Origin of the sequence: Bacteroides sp. AM16-13 (genome assembly GCF_003602705.1) — a bacterium.
Lineage (GTDB): Bacteria > Bacteroidota > Bacteroidia > Bacteroidales > Bacteroidaceae > Bacteroides > Bacteroides xylanisolvens.
The window spans coordinates 77,855-95,040 of record NZ_QTLK01000009.1 but is presented as its reverse complement, the minus strand read 5'-3'; the positions used below and the strand labels follow the sequence as shown (position 1 = coordinate 95,040).

Sequence of the window (17,186 nt, the reverse complement as noted above, 5' to 3'; positions counted from 1 at the left end):
ATATGAAAATACTTTATTATTCTCGTACGTGCTTTGGTGATTGTGATTTTCCACTGATAAAAGCACTTATAGCACAAGGTCATGATGTGACTGTGTTATATTCTATGACCCCCCGCTCTTTAAAATCTACAGTGTTCAATATTAATCAGATTATTCCTAAAAGAGGCATATTCCCGTTAACAGCTTATTCTGAGCTGAAAATATTTTCTTCTTATGTCCCTATTGAGAATATTTACATAGCAAACGACCCAGTAGGCCGCTTTGGTTGGAGTAGTTTTATGGTAGCAATGAATGTTTTGTCCTTTTTTAAAAAGGGTAACTATGATATAATTCAATATATTGAAACACCATCATTATTCCATTTTGTGCCATTGTGGTTCTTTAGAAATAAATTAGTCGTTACAATTCATGACGGAAAGCCTCATACAGGGGAAGGTGATAGGAAAGAGGATATTCGTCGTTCGATTATAAAGTGGTATGTCAAGAAGTTTATTGTTCTCAATAAAGCCGAAGTGGATGTATTCTCAAAAGGATACAATGTGCCTAAAGATAGAATATTCACATCGCATTTAGGATATTATGATATGCTTCGTATGTATGGAGATGTAAATAAGAAAAAGGAGAATTATGTACTTTTCTTTGGACGTATTTCTCCATATAAGGGGGTAGAATATCTTTTTCGGGCGATGGAGAGGGTGCATAAAGTCCATCCTAATGTAAAAGTCATTGTTGCAGGTAGTGGAGAAATGTATTTCGATGCTTCAGAGTATGAGAAATATGATTATGTAAAGATTCTTAATCGATTTATAGAGCTTGATGAACTTTCTGATCTAATCCGTGGTGCATTATTTACAGTGTGTCCTTATACTGATGCAACACAGAGTGGAGTAGTATATTCATCATTTGCCCTGAATACTCCTGTAATTGCTACCAATGTAGGTGGGTTACCTGAGATGATTGATGATGGTAAGACAGGAATAATTGTTCCTCCTAAGGATGTAGATGCTCTTGCCAATGCAATACAATCATATCTTGATAATCCTGTTTTTCTTCAGCAGATGAGTGAGAATATAGCTGAGAGTGCAAGATTAGGAAAAGGTTCATGGAATGTAATTGCTAAAGAATATGTTGAAATATATAATAAATAGAGTCAGATGAAGAATAAAGTTTTGGTAATTGGTGCAGACCACCATAATACTCTTGGTATAGTTGAGAGTCTCGGCCAAAAAGGGCTCAATTCTTATGTGCTTATAGTTGGCGAAAATATAAACAGCTTTGTACTTAAAAGTAGGTACGTAATAGAAGGTTGGGTATGCTCATCACCAGAACAAGTGGTTGATGAAATGCTAAAACATTTTTCTGATACAAAAAACAAGGTGATAGTGTATTCATCGTATGATAACGTATCTTCTGTGCTTGATTCTTCTGTTCAACGGCTAAGTCCCTTTTTTATACTTCCAGTAACAAATATGCCAGGAAGTTTGGAACGTAAAATGAGTAAAGAATATATGTCTGATCTTGCAAGAGAGGTTGGGCTTGATGTTCCTCGTACGTGGATGGTATCTGATAGGAAAGTGCCTGCAGATATTGAGTTTCCATGTATAACCAAAGCTATTTCAAGTGTGGAGGGAAGCAAAAAAAATATTAAAATTTGTAAGAAAAGAGAAGAATTGGAGGAATTTTTAGCGAATTCTGAGCATTGTCCGATTATACAGATTCAAAAGTTTATAATAAAGGATTTTGAATTTCAGTTTTTAGGTTGCTCAATGGATAATGGAAAACATATAATTATCTCAGGGCGTACACATATTGATCGTCCTAACGGAATAGATAATACTTTCTTTTTGAAATTTGATCAGGTTGAACCGGAGTTCTTAGATACACTTAGTAAGGCTAAAGAGTTTATTAAAAGGGTTGGTTATTCAGGAACCTTCAGCATTGAGTTTTTGAAAGAAAAGTCAACGGGTAAGAACTATTTTACAGAAACAAATTTCAGAAATGATGGAAATGCAATTTGTCAAACATCGGCTGGTATGAATATTCCATATATTTACTATTTGTATTATTCTGGAGGTGATTGGCAAAAAGAGTTGTCGGTGTCCACTGTTAGTACTACTTATTTAATGCCGGAAATATATTATTTTAAGTGCATGCTGAAACGTGAGTTCTCATTGAAAGAGTGGTGGCGAAATTATCGACGTACAACATGCTTTATTACCTACTTTAAAGAAGACCAAAAGCCATTTTGGCATAGTTTATTTAGAGAACTCAAAACAACACTTAGGAATCGATTGTAAATTCTATTATTTATGAATGCATTGCGGAAATTGTATAAAGAGCTGACTTCTCTTCATTGGGAAATCGGTTTCTTGGATAATACTTTTGAAGGTATTGTTAGAGGTGATAAACTTAAACTAACTCTTGTAACTCATAATTTCCCCAATTCTTGGTTTGCCGATCCGTTTATTCTTGATGTAACTGATGATACTATCATAGTATTGGTGGAGGAAGTGACGAAGAAGATTTCTAAGGGAAGAATCTCGAAGTTAGTGATTGACAGGAGGAACAATTACGTTATAGAGAAGAAAGTGATATTGGAACGTCCAGGACATCTGAGTTTTCCTATTATATATCGTAAAGATGATAAAATATATGTTTATCCAGAAAACAGTGAAGATGGTGTACTTAATATCTACGAGTATAATCCTATAAATGACGACATGACATTGATTCATGAATTGTCTGACAAACCATTAACAGATGCTGTATTTACAGATTTGTTTGGGAAACCTCAATTATTTACAACACAAGCCGAGTATGCAAATGGCTTTCAGCTTGACCAATATGAGTGGAGTGACACGAAGCAACAGTTTGTATATGTGACGAGTAGCATTTTTCCAGAGCGTATTGCTCGAATGGCTGGATATTTTTTCAAAGTTAATGGAAAGGTGTATCGTCCTGCACAAGAGAGTAATACTAATTATGGTCATGCTATCTCTTTGCAAGAAACCTCTTTTGTTGATGGAAAATGGGTCTTTAGGGAAGTTAGAAGAATGACATCACCTCATTTCGAATTGAGTCAGTCATTTCATACTTTGAATTCTTACAAAGGAGTGATTGTTGTTGACGTACTTGGTAAACGTTATCCGTTAGCGAGTAAAATGGTGAATGTGGCTGCTGTTTTAGCGAAGAGGATTTTAAAAAACTAAATTGCTATGAAATTTGAACACTATAAAATTAGAAACGGGAGCGAAATAGATATTCCTATTCCCACAAGTTACAGAGACTGTCTTGAACTCCTGAAAAGTGATTATTTTAGGATTTATGGACGAGTCGATAGTCTTGGGGTAATATGGTTAAAGTCATTTCGTGATAGGGCACTTAAACATTTGTTTTGGTTGAGATTTGCAAGTTATCGTGGCTGTTTCTATCCTATATGTAAATTGCGTCATGAACATTATAAACTTAAGTATGATTGTCGTGTTCATGCCGGATCTAAGATCGGCTATGGTTTGTATTTAGGGCATGCAATGAGCATGTGTGTTAGTATTAGGTGTATTATTGGAAATAATGTTAATTTGTCTCAGATGAGTAATATAGGTACAAATGAGGGTAATCAAGCAATTATTGGAAATAATGTATATATAGGCCCTATGACTTGTTTGATAGAAGGTGTACATATTGGCGAGAACTCATTGATTGGTGCAGGTTCAATAGTAACGAAAGATGTTTATTCGAATAGTACTGCCGTAGGAAATCCTTGTAGAGTAATTGGAGAGAATAAACATCCTGAGTACATTCAAAATCGATGGTTGATTAAAAGATAAAAAATGGGGGTATAAAGACGCATTTACCTTTTTGGTTGTTGAAATATTTTAACTGTTATTGCTGTGATATATATAGGTAATGTCACTATTTATGAGTATGTGAATATTGGAACAAACAGCAGTAAATCAGCAATCATTGGAGATTATGCAATCATAAATTCTCGTGTGTGTATTGTAGAGCCAGTAAATATTGGAACTGATGCGGTGATTGTGGCAGGATCTGTGGTTACCAAAGATATTGAGCTTTTTGTGATTGTCGGGGGTAGTCCTGCAAAGAAAATAGAAACAAAGTAATAATGAAAATAGTAGAACTCATAACATTCTTAGCCGGTGGAGGTGCAGAACGCTTTGTTGTCGATTTAAGTAATCAGTTAGCTAAAGAAAACGAAACATATCTTGTTACTATTCTGGATGATAAGAAGGAAACGGAAGTTAGGAATTTTTTTAGATCGGAGATTTCTGATAGTGTACATTATGTGAATTTAGGGCTTCCGAATGGCCTCAAGTTGTCTAGTCAGTGGAGGGTATATACTGCTCTCAAAGCATTCAATCCTGATGTGATTCATGTACATATGATTCCTACCCTTAAATATAGTGCATTGGCTATAGGATTGCTTTCTTTTTCGAAGAAAGTGTATTTTTCCGTACATAGTGATTTGCATAATGGTTACGATAAGGGACTGCTGAGGTTGTATTGCAATATTTTGGGAAGATTGGGCCGTTTTAAATTGTCTTGTCTCTCAGAAAAGAACTATGCTGATTTTAAGGCATTTTATTCGCGCACCCCTATACGTTGTATAACTAATGGACGAGCTCCAATAGTTTCTACAGATTTATTTGGAGCGGTAAGCAATGAGATGAATCTGCTTAAAAACAACGCTTCCTCCCTCTTACTGATTCATGTTGCGAGATGTCATCCGGTAAAAAATCAGAAGCTTCTGATTGAATCAGTGAACATACTGGTACAAGAGGGTTACAACATTGATCTGATTGTCGTGGGTGCAGGATTTAATACTCCGGAAGGACAGTCGATAGTATCAATGGCGTGTAATAGGATCCACTTTGTCGGGCCTCGAAAAAATGTGGCTGATTATATGCTAAATGCCGGTATTTTTTGCCTATCCTCAAATTTTGAAGGAATGCCAATCACACTTCTTGAAGCAAGTCTTGCGGGACTTCCAGTTGTGAGTACTCCGGTGTGCGGAGCTGTGGATTTGATTAAAGATGGTGTAAATGGCTTTCTCAGTAAATCTCATAGTTTGGAAGATTACAAGAATGCTTTAATAAAAGCCATTGATAATTATGATTCAATTAAGGAAAATGCAATGAGCATGAAGGACAACAGTCCTTATACAATTGCTGAGTGTGCAAGAAAATATGTGGAATACTTTAATGAATAAACAGTATGTCTGAATCAAGGATATTTGAGAAAGTTCTGTTTGTGGGAATGGATTACAAAATCCCCAAAGGAGGTATTGCTAGTGTACTCAATACTTATTCTACTTTTATTCATCCTTTCAAGTTTGTCAGGACTGCTGCAGGTGAATTGAACAATGTGCAGAAAGTATGGTATGCTGTCAGTGGATATTTGTTGCTCATTTGGAAACTTTTCACTGATCGAAGAATTGAGATTGTACATATTCATTCTGCTTCCGGTACTAGCTTTTGGCGAAAGAACTATGCAATAAAGATTGCAAAGATGATGGGGAAAAAAGTAGTTTTTCATTGTCACGGAGGTGGCTTTAAAGAATTCAGACTCTCGAATATTAAAAAAGTGGATGCTATCTTAGCAAAAGTAGATTGTGTCGTGTGCCTTTCCGGTGAATGGAATAATTATTTCCAGAGTATCGGATGTAGGCATATTGTGACTATCAAAAATGTGATAAGAGAACCAAATATTGAGAATGTTGAAAAGAATGGAGTTGTACATTTTCTATTCCTTGGACTAATTTGTGATAACAAAGGTATTTTCAATGTTTTGAAGGCGATAGGAGATCATAAGCAGGAACTTCAAAATAGGATAGTTTTGCATATAGGGGGGAACGGGGAGACAGATAGACTTCTTTCAATTATCAAAGAGCTGGGAATAGAAACATTAGTAAGATTTGAGGGGTGGGTTGATAAAGAGAAGAAACAATATTTATTGAATTTGGCGGATGTTTACATTCTTCCTTCATTTATTGAAGGTGTGCCTATTTCCATTCTTGAGGCTGAATCATATCATAAACCTGTCATAACCACTAATGTAGGAGGGATTCCTTCTATTGTGCAAGATCGTGTGAGTGGGGTGTTTGTCACTCCCGGAAATGATAAAGAGATATATCTGGCTATGAAAATGATGGCTGAAAGTGAAGAGCTTAGGCAGAAGTATGGTGAAGCTAGTTACAGAATAAGTCGGGACTATCAGCCTGAGGCTATAAAAAAAGAATTAATAGGGTGCTATGATAAAATTTTAAAAACGAGTAGTATAAGATAGGATGAGTTGCGCTAATCTCTTGATTGGATGTACAACAGATTTACGATTATAGTATAAAGACTGTCATTACAAAAGACTTATTGAAAGATATCAATATTTTATAATATACTGTTATGAAGAAGAAAGTCATTCTTGCAGTTGTAGCTTTGTTTTGTAAACTTCATTTGTTGAAGCCTATACAAGTGGCTCGGTTGAAGTACTTCTACAAGTTTCATAAGATGCCGAATTATGAGCATCCTACCGATATTAACGAAAAGATTAATTGGAACAAGTTTTATGGTGATACTAGCCGATGGGCTGACTTAGCTGATAAATATAAGGTTAGAGAATATGTGCAGTCTTTAGGACTTGGAGATACATTGGTAAAACTTTATGGTCGATGGGACAAGGCAAGTGATATAGATTGGGACAGGCTTCCCAATCAGTTCGTCTTAAAAGTGAATAACGGTTGTGGTGATATTCTTATATGTCGTGATAAAGATAAGCTTGATAAAGCTACTGTTATAGATACTTATGATAGACTTGTATCAATTAAATATGGTGATGTTACGGGTGAACCTCATTATGCCAGAATTCAGCCTTGTGTCATAGCAGAGGAGCTTCTTGATATTAATAAACAGTCTATCAATACCTCTTCGCTAATTGATTATAAGGTTTGGTGTCTCAATGGTAAACCATATTGTATATGGTGTGCTTGGAACAGAGGAAAGGAAGGGGCTGATACCGGAGTCTATGATTTGGATTGGAATTATCATCCGGAGTGGTCCGTATTTACGGAGCATTACAGACAAGGTAAAGAAATTCTTCCTAAACCAAAGTGTTTTGAACGTATGCTTGAAGTTGCATCTAAGTTATCTGAAGAGTTCCCTATACTTCGTGTTGACCTATACGAAGTAAATGAAAAAATATATTTTGGAGAACTTACTTTTACTTCACTCGGCGGATTTATGGATTATCTTACTTCAGAAATTCTTTTGGATATGGGAAGCAAAGTCAGAATAAATGAAATATCAGAAGAATATGTACATGTTAAGTGTTGAGAGTGTATTGAAAATCAAACATACACAATGCTTTTAGGTAGATATATAGATATGTTTTTTATAGGGAAAAAAATCAGACGAAATAGTTTATTGATGCAACAGGTATTTACATTTTTGCTTTTTGCAATAGTGTTGTTGTGTCTGTTTCCTTTGTATGCTATACAAAAGGGGGTAAAGCCATATTCAGATAATAAAGAAGTAAATAGGTATATTAAGGAGGTCTACGTAAGGAATGTTCCGGAAAATTTTGATTCGCAAAAAATAACAATTTGTTTTGGACTAAAGTCTAAGAAAACTGGACGTTATTATAATTATATCAGAATAGGTGATGAAAGCAAGGGACCTTCAGGTTATGTGGAAATTTTATCTCATCTTTACGATACTTATCAGGAGGCAATATCGGCTTCCAAAACTTATAAAGGTATTATTGAAAGCAAGGTTGGACTGTTAAAGTGTGATTTTTCTCAAGTACCTGACGCTTATTCAAAGTCGTTTGTTTGTAATTATTATGATATCACAAATATTGATAATTCTCCTGATATAAAGCAATATATGCGGAAGAATAGAATGCTGATTGAGACGACAAAAGTTAAAACTAAGGCTTTGAAGAAAGCTATCAATGGTAAAAATACATATCAGTGTGAAGATCAGTTTGCGGATTTGTCAGAAGTGGTTATATATCGGAATGGTAGAAGAGTGAAGCCCGAGAATTATACTCTTTTCAAACAAGGGAAAGTGCAATTTAATGATTGCGAAAAAGTAGTACAAGGACAAGTGTTTTTTGAGTATGACCGTAATGTAAAGCATTATAAGCCATATTCCAATGACTTGTCTTGTGACGTTTCGGAATTTCAAGATGTCCATAATGGTTCTGAAGGGATGATGTATTCGTTTGTACCAGACCCAACAGGAGAAAAACGCAATGTGTTGATGATAAACTGCAAAAGTTTACTCAAAGAAGCCTCAAATATGAGACAGCAGTTTTCTTTGGCAAAGTATCCGTTAACTTATTTCAAAGATAGAATCAAGTTCTTTCTACCCGAAGATATGAAAGAAGCTATGTTGTCATACCCAAAAGCTATTACATGGTTTAGTATTCAAGGGTCATGGTGTAATTTTGGCTCATCTACAGGTCAGAAAACAGATATGTATTCTGGTTCTGCCAATTCTTTCGGGATATCAAAACCTGCTCCTGATTCAAAAGAACTCTATTTCCATTTACTTTGTCGGAGGAGACACTGTGATGTCAATATTGGTCTTGAGAACTATGATGATTTGAATGACGAACTTTCATCTTTTCTAGTGAAGGCCGGTGAATGGATTACAATTGAACGAGAGTGGAAAGTGGGTAATCCGGGAATATGTAATCATACTATTATTGATTCCGAAGGTAGGCATGAGTTTTATGTAAATGCATATAATAGTGTATGTGATCCTGAGAATGAGCCGGAACGTTATGCAGACAGATACGCAGGAACAAATCCGTACAACGTCTGCTTTCCTTTTATTTGTAAATTATATACGAGTAAAGAATTGGCACAATATTGCATTGATATGATAGGGAGCTGTTATTTATATTATAAGGATTATGAATTGATAGAGGCTGAGAATGTGAATGCATTAAATAAAGAATAGATAAATGGTGACATATGGTAAAATTGAATAATATAGTAATTTTTGCCTGTAATGAAGGAGGGCATTTTGCTCAGCTGATGGCTTTGAAGGAGCTCTTTAGCAAGTACGATTCTGTTATACTCACCGATAATAAACGCGCAAATAAAGGAATACCGTCACTTAAAGATGTAAAAGCGATTGAGTTTGCGATGGCGTTTGCGGATAAACGTGATGAACTTACTAAGGATAAAGATCGTAAATTGACTCATGCGAGTTATCTGTCTGCCTATTGGAAGCTCTTCAAGCAGTGTCATGCGATATGGAAGAAGTATCGTCCGAAAGTGATTATCTCTACAGGAAGTAATATTGCAGTGCCACTTTGTTTTATTGCGAAGTTTTATGGTTCCCATTTTGTGTACATTGAGACTCGAGCCAAAGTGTATAACAAAACTATTTCAGGTAAGATCGTAGAACGCTTTGCAGACAAGGTTATAGTCCAGTGGCCCGAAATGGTTGATGTTTATAAGGGACATGCAGAGTATTATGGAACCTTAGTATAAGGAGGACAAGAATATGATTTTTGTAACAGTAGGAACACAGCCTAATGGTTTTCTTCGTTGTTTACAGGAAGTAGAGATGCTTATTGGGAAATATGGAATTACGGAAGAAATTGTAGCGCAGATCGGAAATACCGACTTCGAGACCAATAAGTTTACAACCATACGCTTTACCGGTGAAAATGAGTTCAAGAAATATATCAAGAATGCTTCTGTTGTGATTTCTCATGCAGGTAGTGGTGCTCTTTTTAACAGTATTAAAGCAGGCAAAAAAGTGATAGCCATGGCTCGTCTGCATGAATTCAATGAAATGGCCGATAATCATCAAATAGAACTCGTTAAGAAACTTAGCGATGGCGGATATATTATTGACGGAACTTATTCTCTTGTAGAAGCATGGCCAAAACTTGAGGGTTTTGTTCCCAGAAATAATGACTTCAAATGCGAGATAGTGCCAGTATTGGACAGGTGGATTTCTGCGTGGATGGAGCAAGAAGGACGACGGATAAGTAATTTATAGCGAGGAAACCAATGAGGTGGTTATTTTTTGCATAAGAATAAGAATTTAATTCAGTTCTATTTAGGAGTATAGGATATCAGTACTGGAAGAAATAATAGAATAACATAAAATAATTTATCAAATGAATATCCTCATTACCGGAGTCCACGGTTTCGTCGGCTCAAATTTAGTGAAAGCGCTTTCGCCTGAGAATACAATATATGGTCTGGACATTGTGGCTCCAGAGAAGGACGGTATAGTAAAGACTTTCTCATGGAATGATCTGGGTGGCATTGATTTGCCGCAGATTGATGCTGTTATCCATCTTGCTGGTAAGGCACATGACACTCGGAACAAGAGTGCGGCGGATGTGTATTTCAAGGTAAATACAGGTCTTACTCAGCGTATTTTTGACTGGTTTCTTGCCAGTAAGTCTGCAAAGAAATTTATATTCTTCTCTACAGTAAAGAGTGCTGCAGATAGGGTCGAAGGCGAGTTCCTTACAGAAGAATGCGTTCCCACTCCCGTAGGTCCTTATGGAGAGAGTAAAATTAAAGCGGAGGATTATATAATCGGGCATTTCGCACCTGAAGCTCTCAAACGTCCTTATCACAATTTTGATGATGGCGACTCTCTTGTAAAAGGGAAGAATGTGTACATTATACGCCCTTGTATGATTCACGGTCCTGGAAACAAGGGTAACCTCAATCTTCTTTATGGAGTAGTGAGCAAGGGGATTCCATGGCCTCTTGGTGCTTTTGAGAATCGCCGTTCGTTTACCAGTATTGGAAATCTTTGTGTAGTAATTGACGGATTTTTAACTAAGAATGTACCTTCGGGCATTTACCATATGGGAGACGATGAAGCTCTTTCAACTAATGAACTCATTCAGGTTATTTGTGAGGCTCTTGGTAAGAAAACTCATATATGGTGCATTCCGAAAGGTCTGATGAACGGAGTTGCAAAAGTGGGTGGGTGGTTTCATCTTCCGCTCAATCCTCTTCGGATGCAGAAGCTCACAGAAAACTATGTAGTGAGTAATGCCAAGATCAAGGCTGCTCTTGGCATTACGCGGATGCCGGTAAGAGCGAAGGATGGATTGATGGACACTATTAGAAGTTTTAAGCAGTAGAATGATTATGAATGCATACTTGACTTACGGAATTATTTTTGTGATTCTATTGGCATTAGAGTTATGCTATTTCAAGGTGGCTGACCACTTTAACATTATCGACAAACCCAACGAACGCTCATCGCACTCTACGATTGTATTGCGTGGCGGAGGTATAATCTTTTTAATTGGTATCTGGATTTGGAGCGCTTTCTTCGGATTTCAATATCCCTGGTTTCTGGCAGGCCTGACGCTTGTAGCAGGCATTAGCTTTGTAGATGACATCCATTCATTGCCGGACTCTGTAAGATTGGTTGCTCAGTTTGCAGCTGCCGCAATGGCATTCTATCAGCTCGGCATATTGCATTGGTCAATGTGGTGGATAATATTACTGGCACTAATAGTCTATGTCGGTGCCACGAATGTGATAAACTTCATGGATGGAATCAATGGTATCACAGCAGGCTACTCTTTGGCTGTATTGATACCGTTGGCACTGGTGAATATAAATGGTGTTTTTGTAGAACAGAGTTTGATCATATCAACGATTCTTGCTTCATTGGTGTTCTGTATTTTTAATTTCCGTCCGAAGGGTAAAGCGAAATGCTTTGCAGGGGATGTCGGCTCTATCGGCATTGCTTTTATCATACTGTTTCTGTTAGGTAATGTGATGATCGAGACAACGGATATTACTTGGCTGATATTCCTGTTGGTATATGGTGTGGATGGCTGTCTGACTATTGTACATCGTATTATGTTGCACGAGAACTTGGGCGAGGCACATCGTAAGCATGCTTATCAGATTATGGCTAATGAGTTGAAAGTGGGGCATGTAAAAGTTTCATTACTGTATACGGTTATGCAGTTAGTGATTTCTCTAGGATTTATCTATCTTTGTCCCGATACGATGTTTGCTCATTGGTTATATCTGGTGGGTGTATCAGTTGTATTGGCTATTGCTTACATATTGTTCATGAAAAAATACTATCGTTTACATGAAGAATATCTCATATCATTGAAACAATAACGATTATGGAATTTGATAAAGAATTTTTAGATAAGTTATTTGAGCAAGCTATGGAGAATCCACGTTTGCGTCAGAACTTCGACCTACGCACTTCACCTGCTGATACCAGTCAACGTATGCTAAACGCATTGTTGCCGGAAACTAAGGTGCCCATCCATCGACATGAAGATACTACCGAAACAGTAATCTGCCTGTGTGGTAAGTTGGACGAAGTAATTTATGAGGAAGTAGTTTCGTATGAGAAGGATACGGACGATTTTCAGAAGGGGGTGAGTGTACAAAATGTAGCTCGTAAGGTTGAGTATCGGGAAGTACAGCGTATCCATCTCAATCCTACAGAAGCCAAGTATGGTTGTCAGATACCTAAGGGTGCATGGCATACTGTAGAAGTGATTGAACCATCTGTCATCTTTGAGGCTAAAGATGGAGCTTATACTCGTTGAACGATGAAAAACAATGAATAAGAAGTACTGAAAGTGCTTTTTAATACGCTATGTTATAATTGAACATTTACAGTGAGATGAAAAAATGTAGGTCCCTAGATTCATGTGACAAACATGAATCCCTGCATTTCCAAAAAATACCAACTGTCTGTGAAGATCGTTGGTATTTTTTTATACAATAAGGCTGTGGTGGAAATCTATAAGAAGCTACTTTTGACAAGAAATTACTTGAGAATACTCTTTCACCGCATCAAAGCACGGACATCCTTTCATTGGATTCAAGTCCCGGTGTCCCACAATCAACGCTTTCGGAAACTGTCTTTTCAACTCCCTCAACAAAGCGAGCAAAGCTCCTTTTTGCTCTAATGTACGCGTATCTTTCGGTTTCCCGTTCGCATCCAGCCCTCCCTCATAACAAACACCAACCGAATGGGCATTATGATTACGGCAGTGTGCCCCGACCTTTTCTAACGCACGTCCCCGGTGGATCTCCCCATTACGAGTAATGTAAAAATGATAGCCAATATCACGGAAACCACGGTGCAAGATATGATCCTGTCGGCAAGCCTCCGCCGAAAGGGACTTTCCTTCCGGCGTGGCACTGCAATGAATGATAATTAATGTAATAGTCCGCATGGAGTTACATGCAACTTTGTATTCCGAACACACCTCCGATGGCGGTGGCTACAGTGATAACGATTTTGAGAACTAAGCTCCATACAGAGCGGGGAGATGATGATTTACTCATAATAACAGGTTTTAAATAAATTAATAATAGTTTTCTTTTACCACAGATCTACACAGACTCACACAGATAAATAATCGACTACTTTAGCAACTACCAATTCAATATAATCTGTGGAAATCCGTGTCCTCCGTGGTGAATCTTTTAGGCAGCCGGGTCGGGCGCTTCGCCGCCTCCGTCCGGTTTCGGGTCAGGGGTGTCACCCGAATCAGAACCTCCTCCGGCAGTTGTCGGTTTCTGATATTCCGCCTGCTGCTTCAACTGGCTGTCGAGTTTCAGATTATTGGCCGACAGATTACCGGTGGCACGGGCTTTCAAACGCATGCCGCTAATATTCTTCTCCAACGAAAACTCTTCCAGCGCATCGGCTGCCTTACTGCGAATACCCACACCAAAAATGGCAAGATCATCAATTTTCACACACTTGCCGTCTAGCAACAATTCCTTGATGCAATCCACCATATCCGAAAGCACACCTTTGATGACACCACCGGAATACGGTGAATTGTGCTTCGACATGTGTTCGGCAAGCTTTGCCAAATCAAACGTCTCGTCGCTTACTGCACGGGCGAACCACTTACCCGCATTCAAGCCTTTCTTCTGCTGGTTCTGATAAATTTTGTAACGAATCATAAAACAATAAATTAAAGGGTTAAACATATTGTCCGGGGATTCTTTTCCCTTTCGACGATACAAAAATACTACTCCGGATCTCCCGGAAATCAGCTGTGCACGGTTGTGTCTGGTAGCGGTCGGTTATTTGTCATTATAGTCGGTTATTCAATGGAAAAACGTTGGTTATATAGCCGTTTTTTGTTATTTTTGTAACAGTAAATCAGAAATATATCCATCATGAGTGAATTTAAAATACGTGCTTACGGGCGCATGGAACTGGCGCAACTCTATTCTCCACAACTAACTGACATTGCTGCCTATCGAAAGATGAAGAAATGGATCTCCTTGTGTCCCGGACTTCTGCAACGCCTGTACGACTTAGGCTACGAATCAAAGCGACGCTCATTCACACCGTTGGAGGTGAGAGTGATTGTGGATGCTTTAGGAGAGCCTTAAATAAAGCGTCGCTCTATGGTGTCTAAAGCACCGCTTTACGATGTCTAAAGCTTAGCTTTACACCTCCTAAAGCGATGCTTTATGCAGGACAAACGATTGTTTCAGTCAAAACGGATGTGGTAATTGAAATGACTACTGCATCCGTAAGTAAAACGGGTACAGTAGGTACACTTTTTCCGGTTCACTCATACACACACGCACGCGCATACAACCCTTTACCGTCCATACTGACTAATATTCCGCGCTTGGTGAGCCGTTTCAACCAAGTGAGGGCTGTGTTTTCCTTAATTCCCATGGCAACTGCTTCTTCCAGTAACTGTGTACGAGTAAATTCATCACCCAGTTTCTGGAAAAGATAGTCACGATCGGCATTAGGACGATGGCTGACTTCTGTACTGGGGAGGAACGATAGAATATGCGTGGCATGGCAGTAGAGAGGTTCCGCAAGGCTAAGCACAGCATGAAAGTCTTCCTGTGAAATGGATACATCCCAACGAGTGATGATGTCATCTTTGCAGTTGTCGGCAGGAATCTCTTTGTCCGGTGTGAAAGGAGAGGTGGGGGAGGTCTTGAAGTCGTAGGGCTGCGGGCTTTCGAGAGCACGCAATACGGCTACTTCCGACATGATTCTGCATAGATTGACAGCCAGACGTGCCACAAAACTATACATTTCCCTTCCATTAGCTACACTGGAGCGTTCAAACAAGTCGGAAAAGACGGTGTCGATTTCTTCTTTTTGTTCATCCGTGAGTTGCAGGGTATGAATGCCGTGCGATTTTATCACGCTCAACTTTTCTTTCCATTCCAGTCCCATAGCGGTGAATATCTCCTCCCAATCTATCTCGTTGTCCATAAATTGGCTGATCCATTTACTGATTCCGCACATGTAATAATATAATTGGCGGGAGTATGATCCGTCTTCTGCCGTCGGAATGAAAGTTTGCACCTGCGACGGCGTACCCGAAATCAGAACGGAAAGATAGCTTTTCTTCACTTCCCGGTATTCCTGGTCGGTGCGGCGGTTGTAGGACAAGCGGTCGTGGTCGAACGCTTTGCGCAGGGTATCGCTCCAATGACCGTGGTCCGATCCGATGGCGGTGGAGAGAGTGTCCGCTTCCGCTTCGCAGATAAGTCCGGTTCCGTCGGAGTCCATGATGTTTTGCAGGATACCCGTACCGGTGTTGTTGCCCGAAATGAGGAACATCCTGTTAGGGGGCATTTGTGGAGCCTCCTTTTTGGTTCGTTCTTTTCCCATTGCATCATACTCGGCTTTCTCTTTTTTGTATGCTTTCATCTGTATGGCCACTTCTTTGCGGATCTCGTCGTGGATAGGTTCCACGAGTAAGCGGATGTAAGAAAGGATACCTTTGCCGGAAGCCGAAGGAGCCACTACGAAACATTGGAGGCTGGGGTGATGGTATTTGCCGCCATATAGGCATCGCACGTGGCGCGACATACAAGCACCCAGGGCAGTGAGCGCTCCCAATAACATGATGTCGTGTTGTATTGGGTTGCTCCCGGCTTTTATGATACGTTGCAAAAATTCCGGCCAGTCGTTTTCCGGAAAAGTGGGTAATTGATGTTGTGGTTCACTGCCTGGTAATAGTTCTTCTTCCCCTTCTCTATCATCGGAGATATTGTCATTTCCCACCTTATTATGCGCGCCCGTGTGTGGGGGAAATTTGCGTGCTGTACCTGCTGTACCTTTTGTACCTGTGGGATGTTTGGGCATTTCTTCTATGCAGATGCTTACTCCCGTCGCTTCGGCAAGGTGGAAAGCGGTGCCCAGGTGCACTTCTCCACGTTGGGTGTGGAGTGCGTTGGAGAATACCCGTTCGGCATGTTCGCGCTGATACTTGGGAGACACCCGGCACAGGCGGTGAAAAAACTCACGTCCTGCTTCGCCGCAATCCGTTGCGATGGCGAATGACAATTGTACGTATTCAAGATAAGTGGGAGCAATGTCCGCTCCTGCCGTTTCGACTGCTTCGGTGAGACGGCGTAAAGATTCAATATCGGTCATTTTGATTTATGATTTTTGATTTATGATTTATTTGTTGGTGGTTCTGAACAATGCTTCCGGGTCGTAACTAAGGAAACAGGCTCTCACGAGGTCTTTGCCGGAGAAATCTACTTTGGATTTTGTTTCGGAAGAAACTGCTGTTACCGTATTGTATGCCGTCTCTACGTACCGCATCGCCCAACTCATGTTGTCTGTGATATTTTGGATGTCATTTGTCGTGGAGGAATAATGGCAGGGAACAAATGCCTTTACACCCAGTCCGCTGGGGCTGACAAAGGTGAGTACAGGTTGTAGGAGAGGATCGTCATAGAGCATACGTCGCATTTCCACTGCTTCCTGATAAGAGTGGAGACCGTCCACATCTACTATCACCAGGTGAGACGGGGAGACGAAATCCTTACTGCTACGGCGGGTGAATGTGCCGCAGGGGGTCACATACGGTAGTAATGACGCTTTGGCGGTTCGTATATCTTCGGAGTTGCGCACTTGTTCGGTCAGGGCTTTGAGATTCTCGTTGCAAGTAATCATTTGGAAAACTTGTTCGATGGAGACTTCGCAGAAGGGGATAAGCGTGGGAGGAGTCATCAGTCGGCCTTGTTTGTCTTTGATAGGAGCGATAGGTGGCATGAAATAGGACATTCTGTAGTTGTTTGGCATCATTTTCTTTTTGTTTCAAGTTAAAATGTTTATTTTTGCAAAAAAATATGAGTGTGTTTCAAAACACAGCGTAAAATTAGTAAATGCAAAATAGAC

Annotated in this window: 20 protein-coding genes; 15 read left to right on the top strand and 5 right to left on the bottom strand. The window is 39.3% G+C overall.

Going from position 1 to position 17,186, the window contains the following annotated elements; translation table 11 throughout:
* Positions 1–2 precede the first annotated feature (2 nt).
* The 14 genes from DW173_RS09640 to DW173_RS09575 all read left to right on the top strand — a co-directional run bounded on the left by DW173_RS09640 (position 3) and on the right by DW173_RS09575 (position 12,594).
* Positions 3–1,148, top strand: coding sequence for a glycosyltransferase family 4 protein (locus DW173_RS09640; RefSeq protein ID WP_007752453.1), 1,146 nt, complete (start codon positions 3–5; stop codon positions 1,146–1,148).
* 6 nt (positions 1,149–1,154) lie between these two features.
* Entirely contained in the window at positions 1,155–2,297 is a 1,143-nt protein-coding gene (locus DW173_RS09635) for a hypothetical protein (protein ID WP_007752455.1), read from the top strand.
* Between the two features lie 12 nt (positions 2,298–2,309).
* Entirely contained in the window at positions 2,310–3,209 is a 900-nt protein-coding gene (locus DW173_RS09630; RefSeq protein ID WP_004303590.1) for a hypothetical protein, read from the top strand.
* A 6-nt stretch (positions 3,210–3,215) separates the two neighbouring features.
* Entirely contained in the window at positions 3,216–3,827 is a 612-nt protein-coding gene (locus tag DW173_RS09625) for a serine acetyltransferase (protein WP_022275134.1), read from the top strand.
* A gap of 63 nt (positions 3,828–3,890) precedes the next feature.
* On the top strand, positions 3,891–4,121 hold the full coding sequence (locus DW173_RS24320; protein ID WP_007752458.1) for a capsular polysaccharide biosynthesis protein Cap5H: 231 nt from the start codon (positions 3,891–3,893) through the stop codon (positions 4,119–4,121).
* Between the two features lie 2 nt (positions 4,122–4,123).
* On the top strand, positions 4,124–5,227 hold the full coding sequence (locus tag DW173_RS09615) for a glycosyltransferase (protein WP_022275133.1): 1,104 nt from the start codon (positions 4,124–4,126) through the stop codon (positions 5,225–5,227).
* A 5-nt stretch (positions 5,228–5,232) separates the two neighbouring features.
* Entirely contained in the window at positions 5,233–6,303 is a 1,071-nt protein-coding gene (locus DW173_RS09610) for a glycosyltransferase family 4 protein (protein WP_022275132.1), read from the top strand.
* A 113-nt stretch (positions 6,304–6,416) separates the two neighbouring features.
* Positions 6,417–7,343 carry an ATP-grasp fold amidoligase family protein gene (locus tag DW173_RS09605; RefSeq protein WP_007752464.1) on the top strand — a complete coding sequence of 309 codons (927 nt, stop codon included), beginning with the start codon at positions 6,417–6,419 and terminating at the stop codon, positions 7,341–7,343.
* A gap of 27 nt (positions 7,344–7,370) precedes the next feature.
* Positions 7,371–8,978 (top strand): hypothetical protein, encoded by a 1,608-nt coding sequence (locus DW173_RS09600; protein WP_120144367.1) that lies wholly within the window; start codon positions 7,371–7,373, stop codon positions 8,976–8,978.
* 14 nt (positions 8,979–8,992) lie between these two features.
* Positions 8,993–9,517 carry a PssD/Cps14F family polysaccharide biosynthesis glycosyltransferase gene (gene pssD / locus DW173_RS09595; RefSeq protein WP_007752470.1) on the top strand — a complete coding sequence of 175 codons (525 nt, stop codon included), beginning with the start codon at positions 8,993–8,995 and terminating at the stop codon, positions 9,515–9,517.
* A 13-nt stretch (positions 9,518–9,530) separates the two neighbouring features.
* Positions 9,531–10,034 carry a glycosyltransferase gene (locus DW173_RS09590; protein WP_007752474.1) on the top strand — a complete coding sequence of 168 codons (504 nt, stop codon included), beginning with the start codon at positions 9,531–9,533 and terminating at the stop codon, positions 10,032–10,034.
* A gap of 121 nt (positions 10,035–10,155) precedes the next feature.
* Positions 10,156–11,145, top strand: a complete 990-nt coding sequence (locus DW173_RS09585) for an NAD-dependent epimerase/dehydratase family protein (protein ID WP_022275130.1) — start codon at positions 10,156–10,158, stop codon at positions 11,143–11,145.
* A gap of 7 nt (positions 11,146–11,152) precedes the next feature.
* Positions 11,153–12,151 carry an MraY family glycosyltransferase gene (locus DW173_RS09580; protein WP_022275129.1) on the top strand — a complete coding sequence of 333 codons (999 nt, stop codon included), beginning with the start codon at positions 11,153–11,155 and terminating at the stop codon, positions 12,149–12,151.
* A 5-nt stretch (positions 12,152–12,156) separates the two neighbouring features.
* Positions 12,157–12,594, top strand: a complete 438-nt coding sequence (locus DW173_RS09575) for a WbuC family cupin fold metalloprotein (protein ID WP_007752482.1) — start codon at positions 12,157–12,159, stop codon at positions 12,592–12,594.
* 207 nt (positions 12,595–12,801) lie between these two features.
* Here DW173_RS09575 and DW173_RS09570 read toward each other — a convergent pair whose 3' ends face one another.
* The 3 genes from DW173_RS09570 to DW173_RS09565 all read right to left on the bottom strand — a co-directional run bounded on the left by DW173_RS09570 (position 12,802) and on the right by DW173_RS09565 (position 13,972).
* Entirely contained in the window at positions 12,802–13,230 is a 429-nt protein-coding gene (locus tag DW173_RS09570) for an N-acetylmuramoyl-L-alanine amidase (RefSeq protein WP_007752484.1), read from the bottom strand.
* A 4-nt stretch (positions 13,231–13,234) separates the two neighbouring features.
* Positions 13,235–13,342 (bottom strand): smalltalk protein, encoded by a 108-nt coding sequence (locus DW173_RS23815; RefSeq protein ID WP_004303578.1) that lies wholly within the window; start codon positions 13,340–13,342, stop codon positions 13,235–13,237.
* 141 nt (positions 13,343–13,483) lie between these two features.
* Positions 13,484–13,972 carry a DNA-binding protein gene (locus DW173_RS09565; RefSeq protein ID WP_022275128.1) on the bottom strand — a complete coding sequence of 163 codons (489 nt, stop codon included), beginning with the start codon at positions 13,970–13,972 and terminating at the stop codon, positions 13,484–13,486.
* A 219-nt stretch (positions 13,973–14,191) separates the two neighbouring features.
* Here DW173_RS09565 and DW173_RS09560 point away from each other — a divergent pair, with 219 nt between their 5' ends.
* Positions 14,192–14,410, top strand: coding sequence for a DUF4248 domain-containing protein (locus tag DW173_RS09560; RefSeq protein ID WP_004295574.1), 219 nt, complete (start codon positions 14,192–14,194; stop codon positions 14,408–14,410).
* Positions 14,411–14,591: 181 nt separating this feature from the next.
* Here the strand turns inward: DW173_RS09560 and DW173_RS09555 are convergent, their stop codons facing one another.
* Both DW173_RS09555 and DW173_RS09550 read right to left on the bottom strand, forming a co-directional pair.
* Positions 14,592–16,433, bottom strand: a complete 1,842-nt coding sequence (locus tag DW173_RS09555; protein WP_120144366.1) for a DUF3987 domain-containing protein — start codon at positions 16,431–16,433, stop codon at positions 14,592–14,594.
* Positions 16,434–16,460: 27 nt separating this feature from the next.
* Positions 16,461–17,090, bottom strand: coding sequence for a BT4734/BF3469 family protein (locus tag DW173_RS09550; RefSeq protein WP_004317949.1), 630 nt, complete (start codon positions 17,088–17,090; stop codon positions 16,461–16,463).
* Positions 17,091–17,186 lie beyond the last annotated feature (96 nt).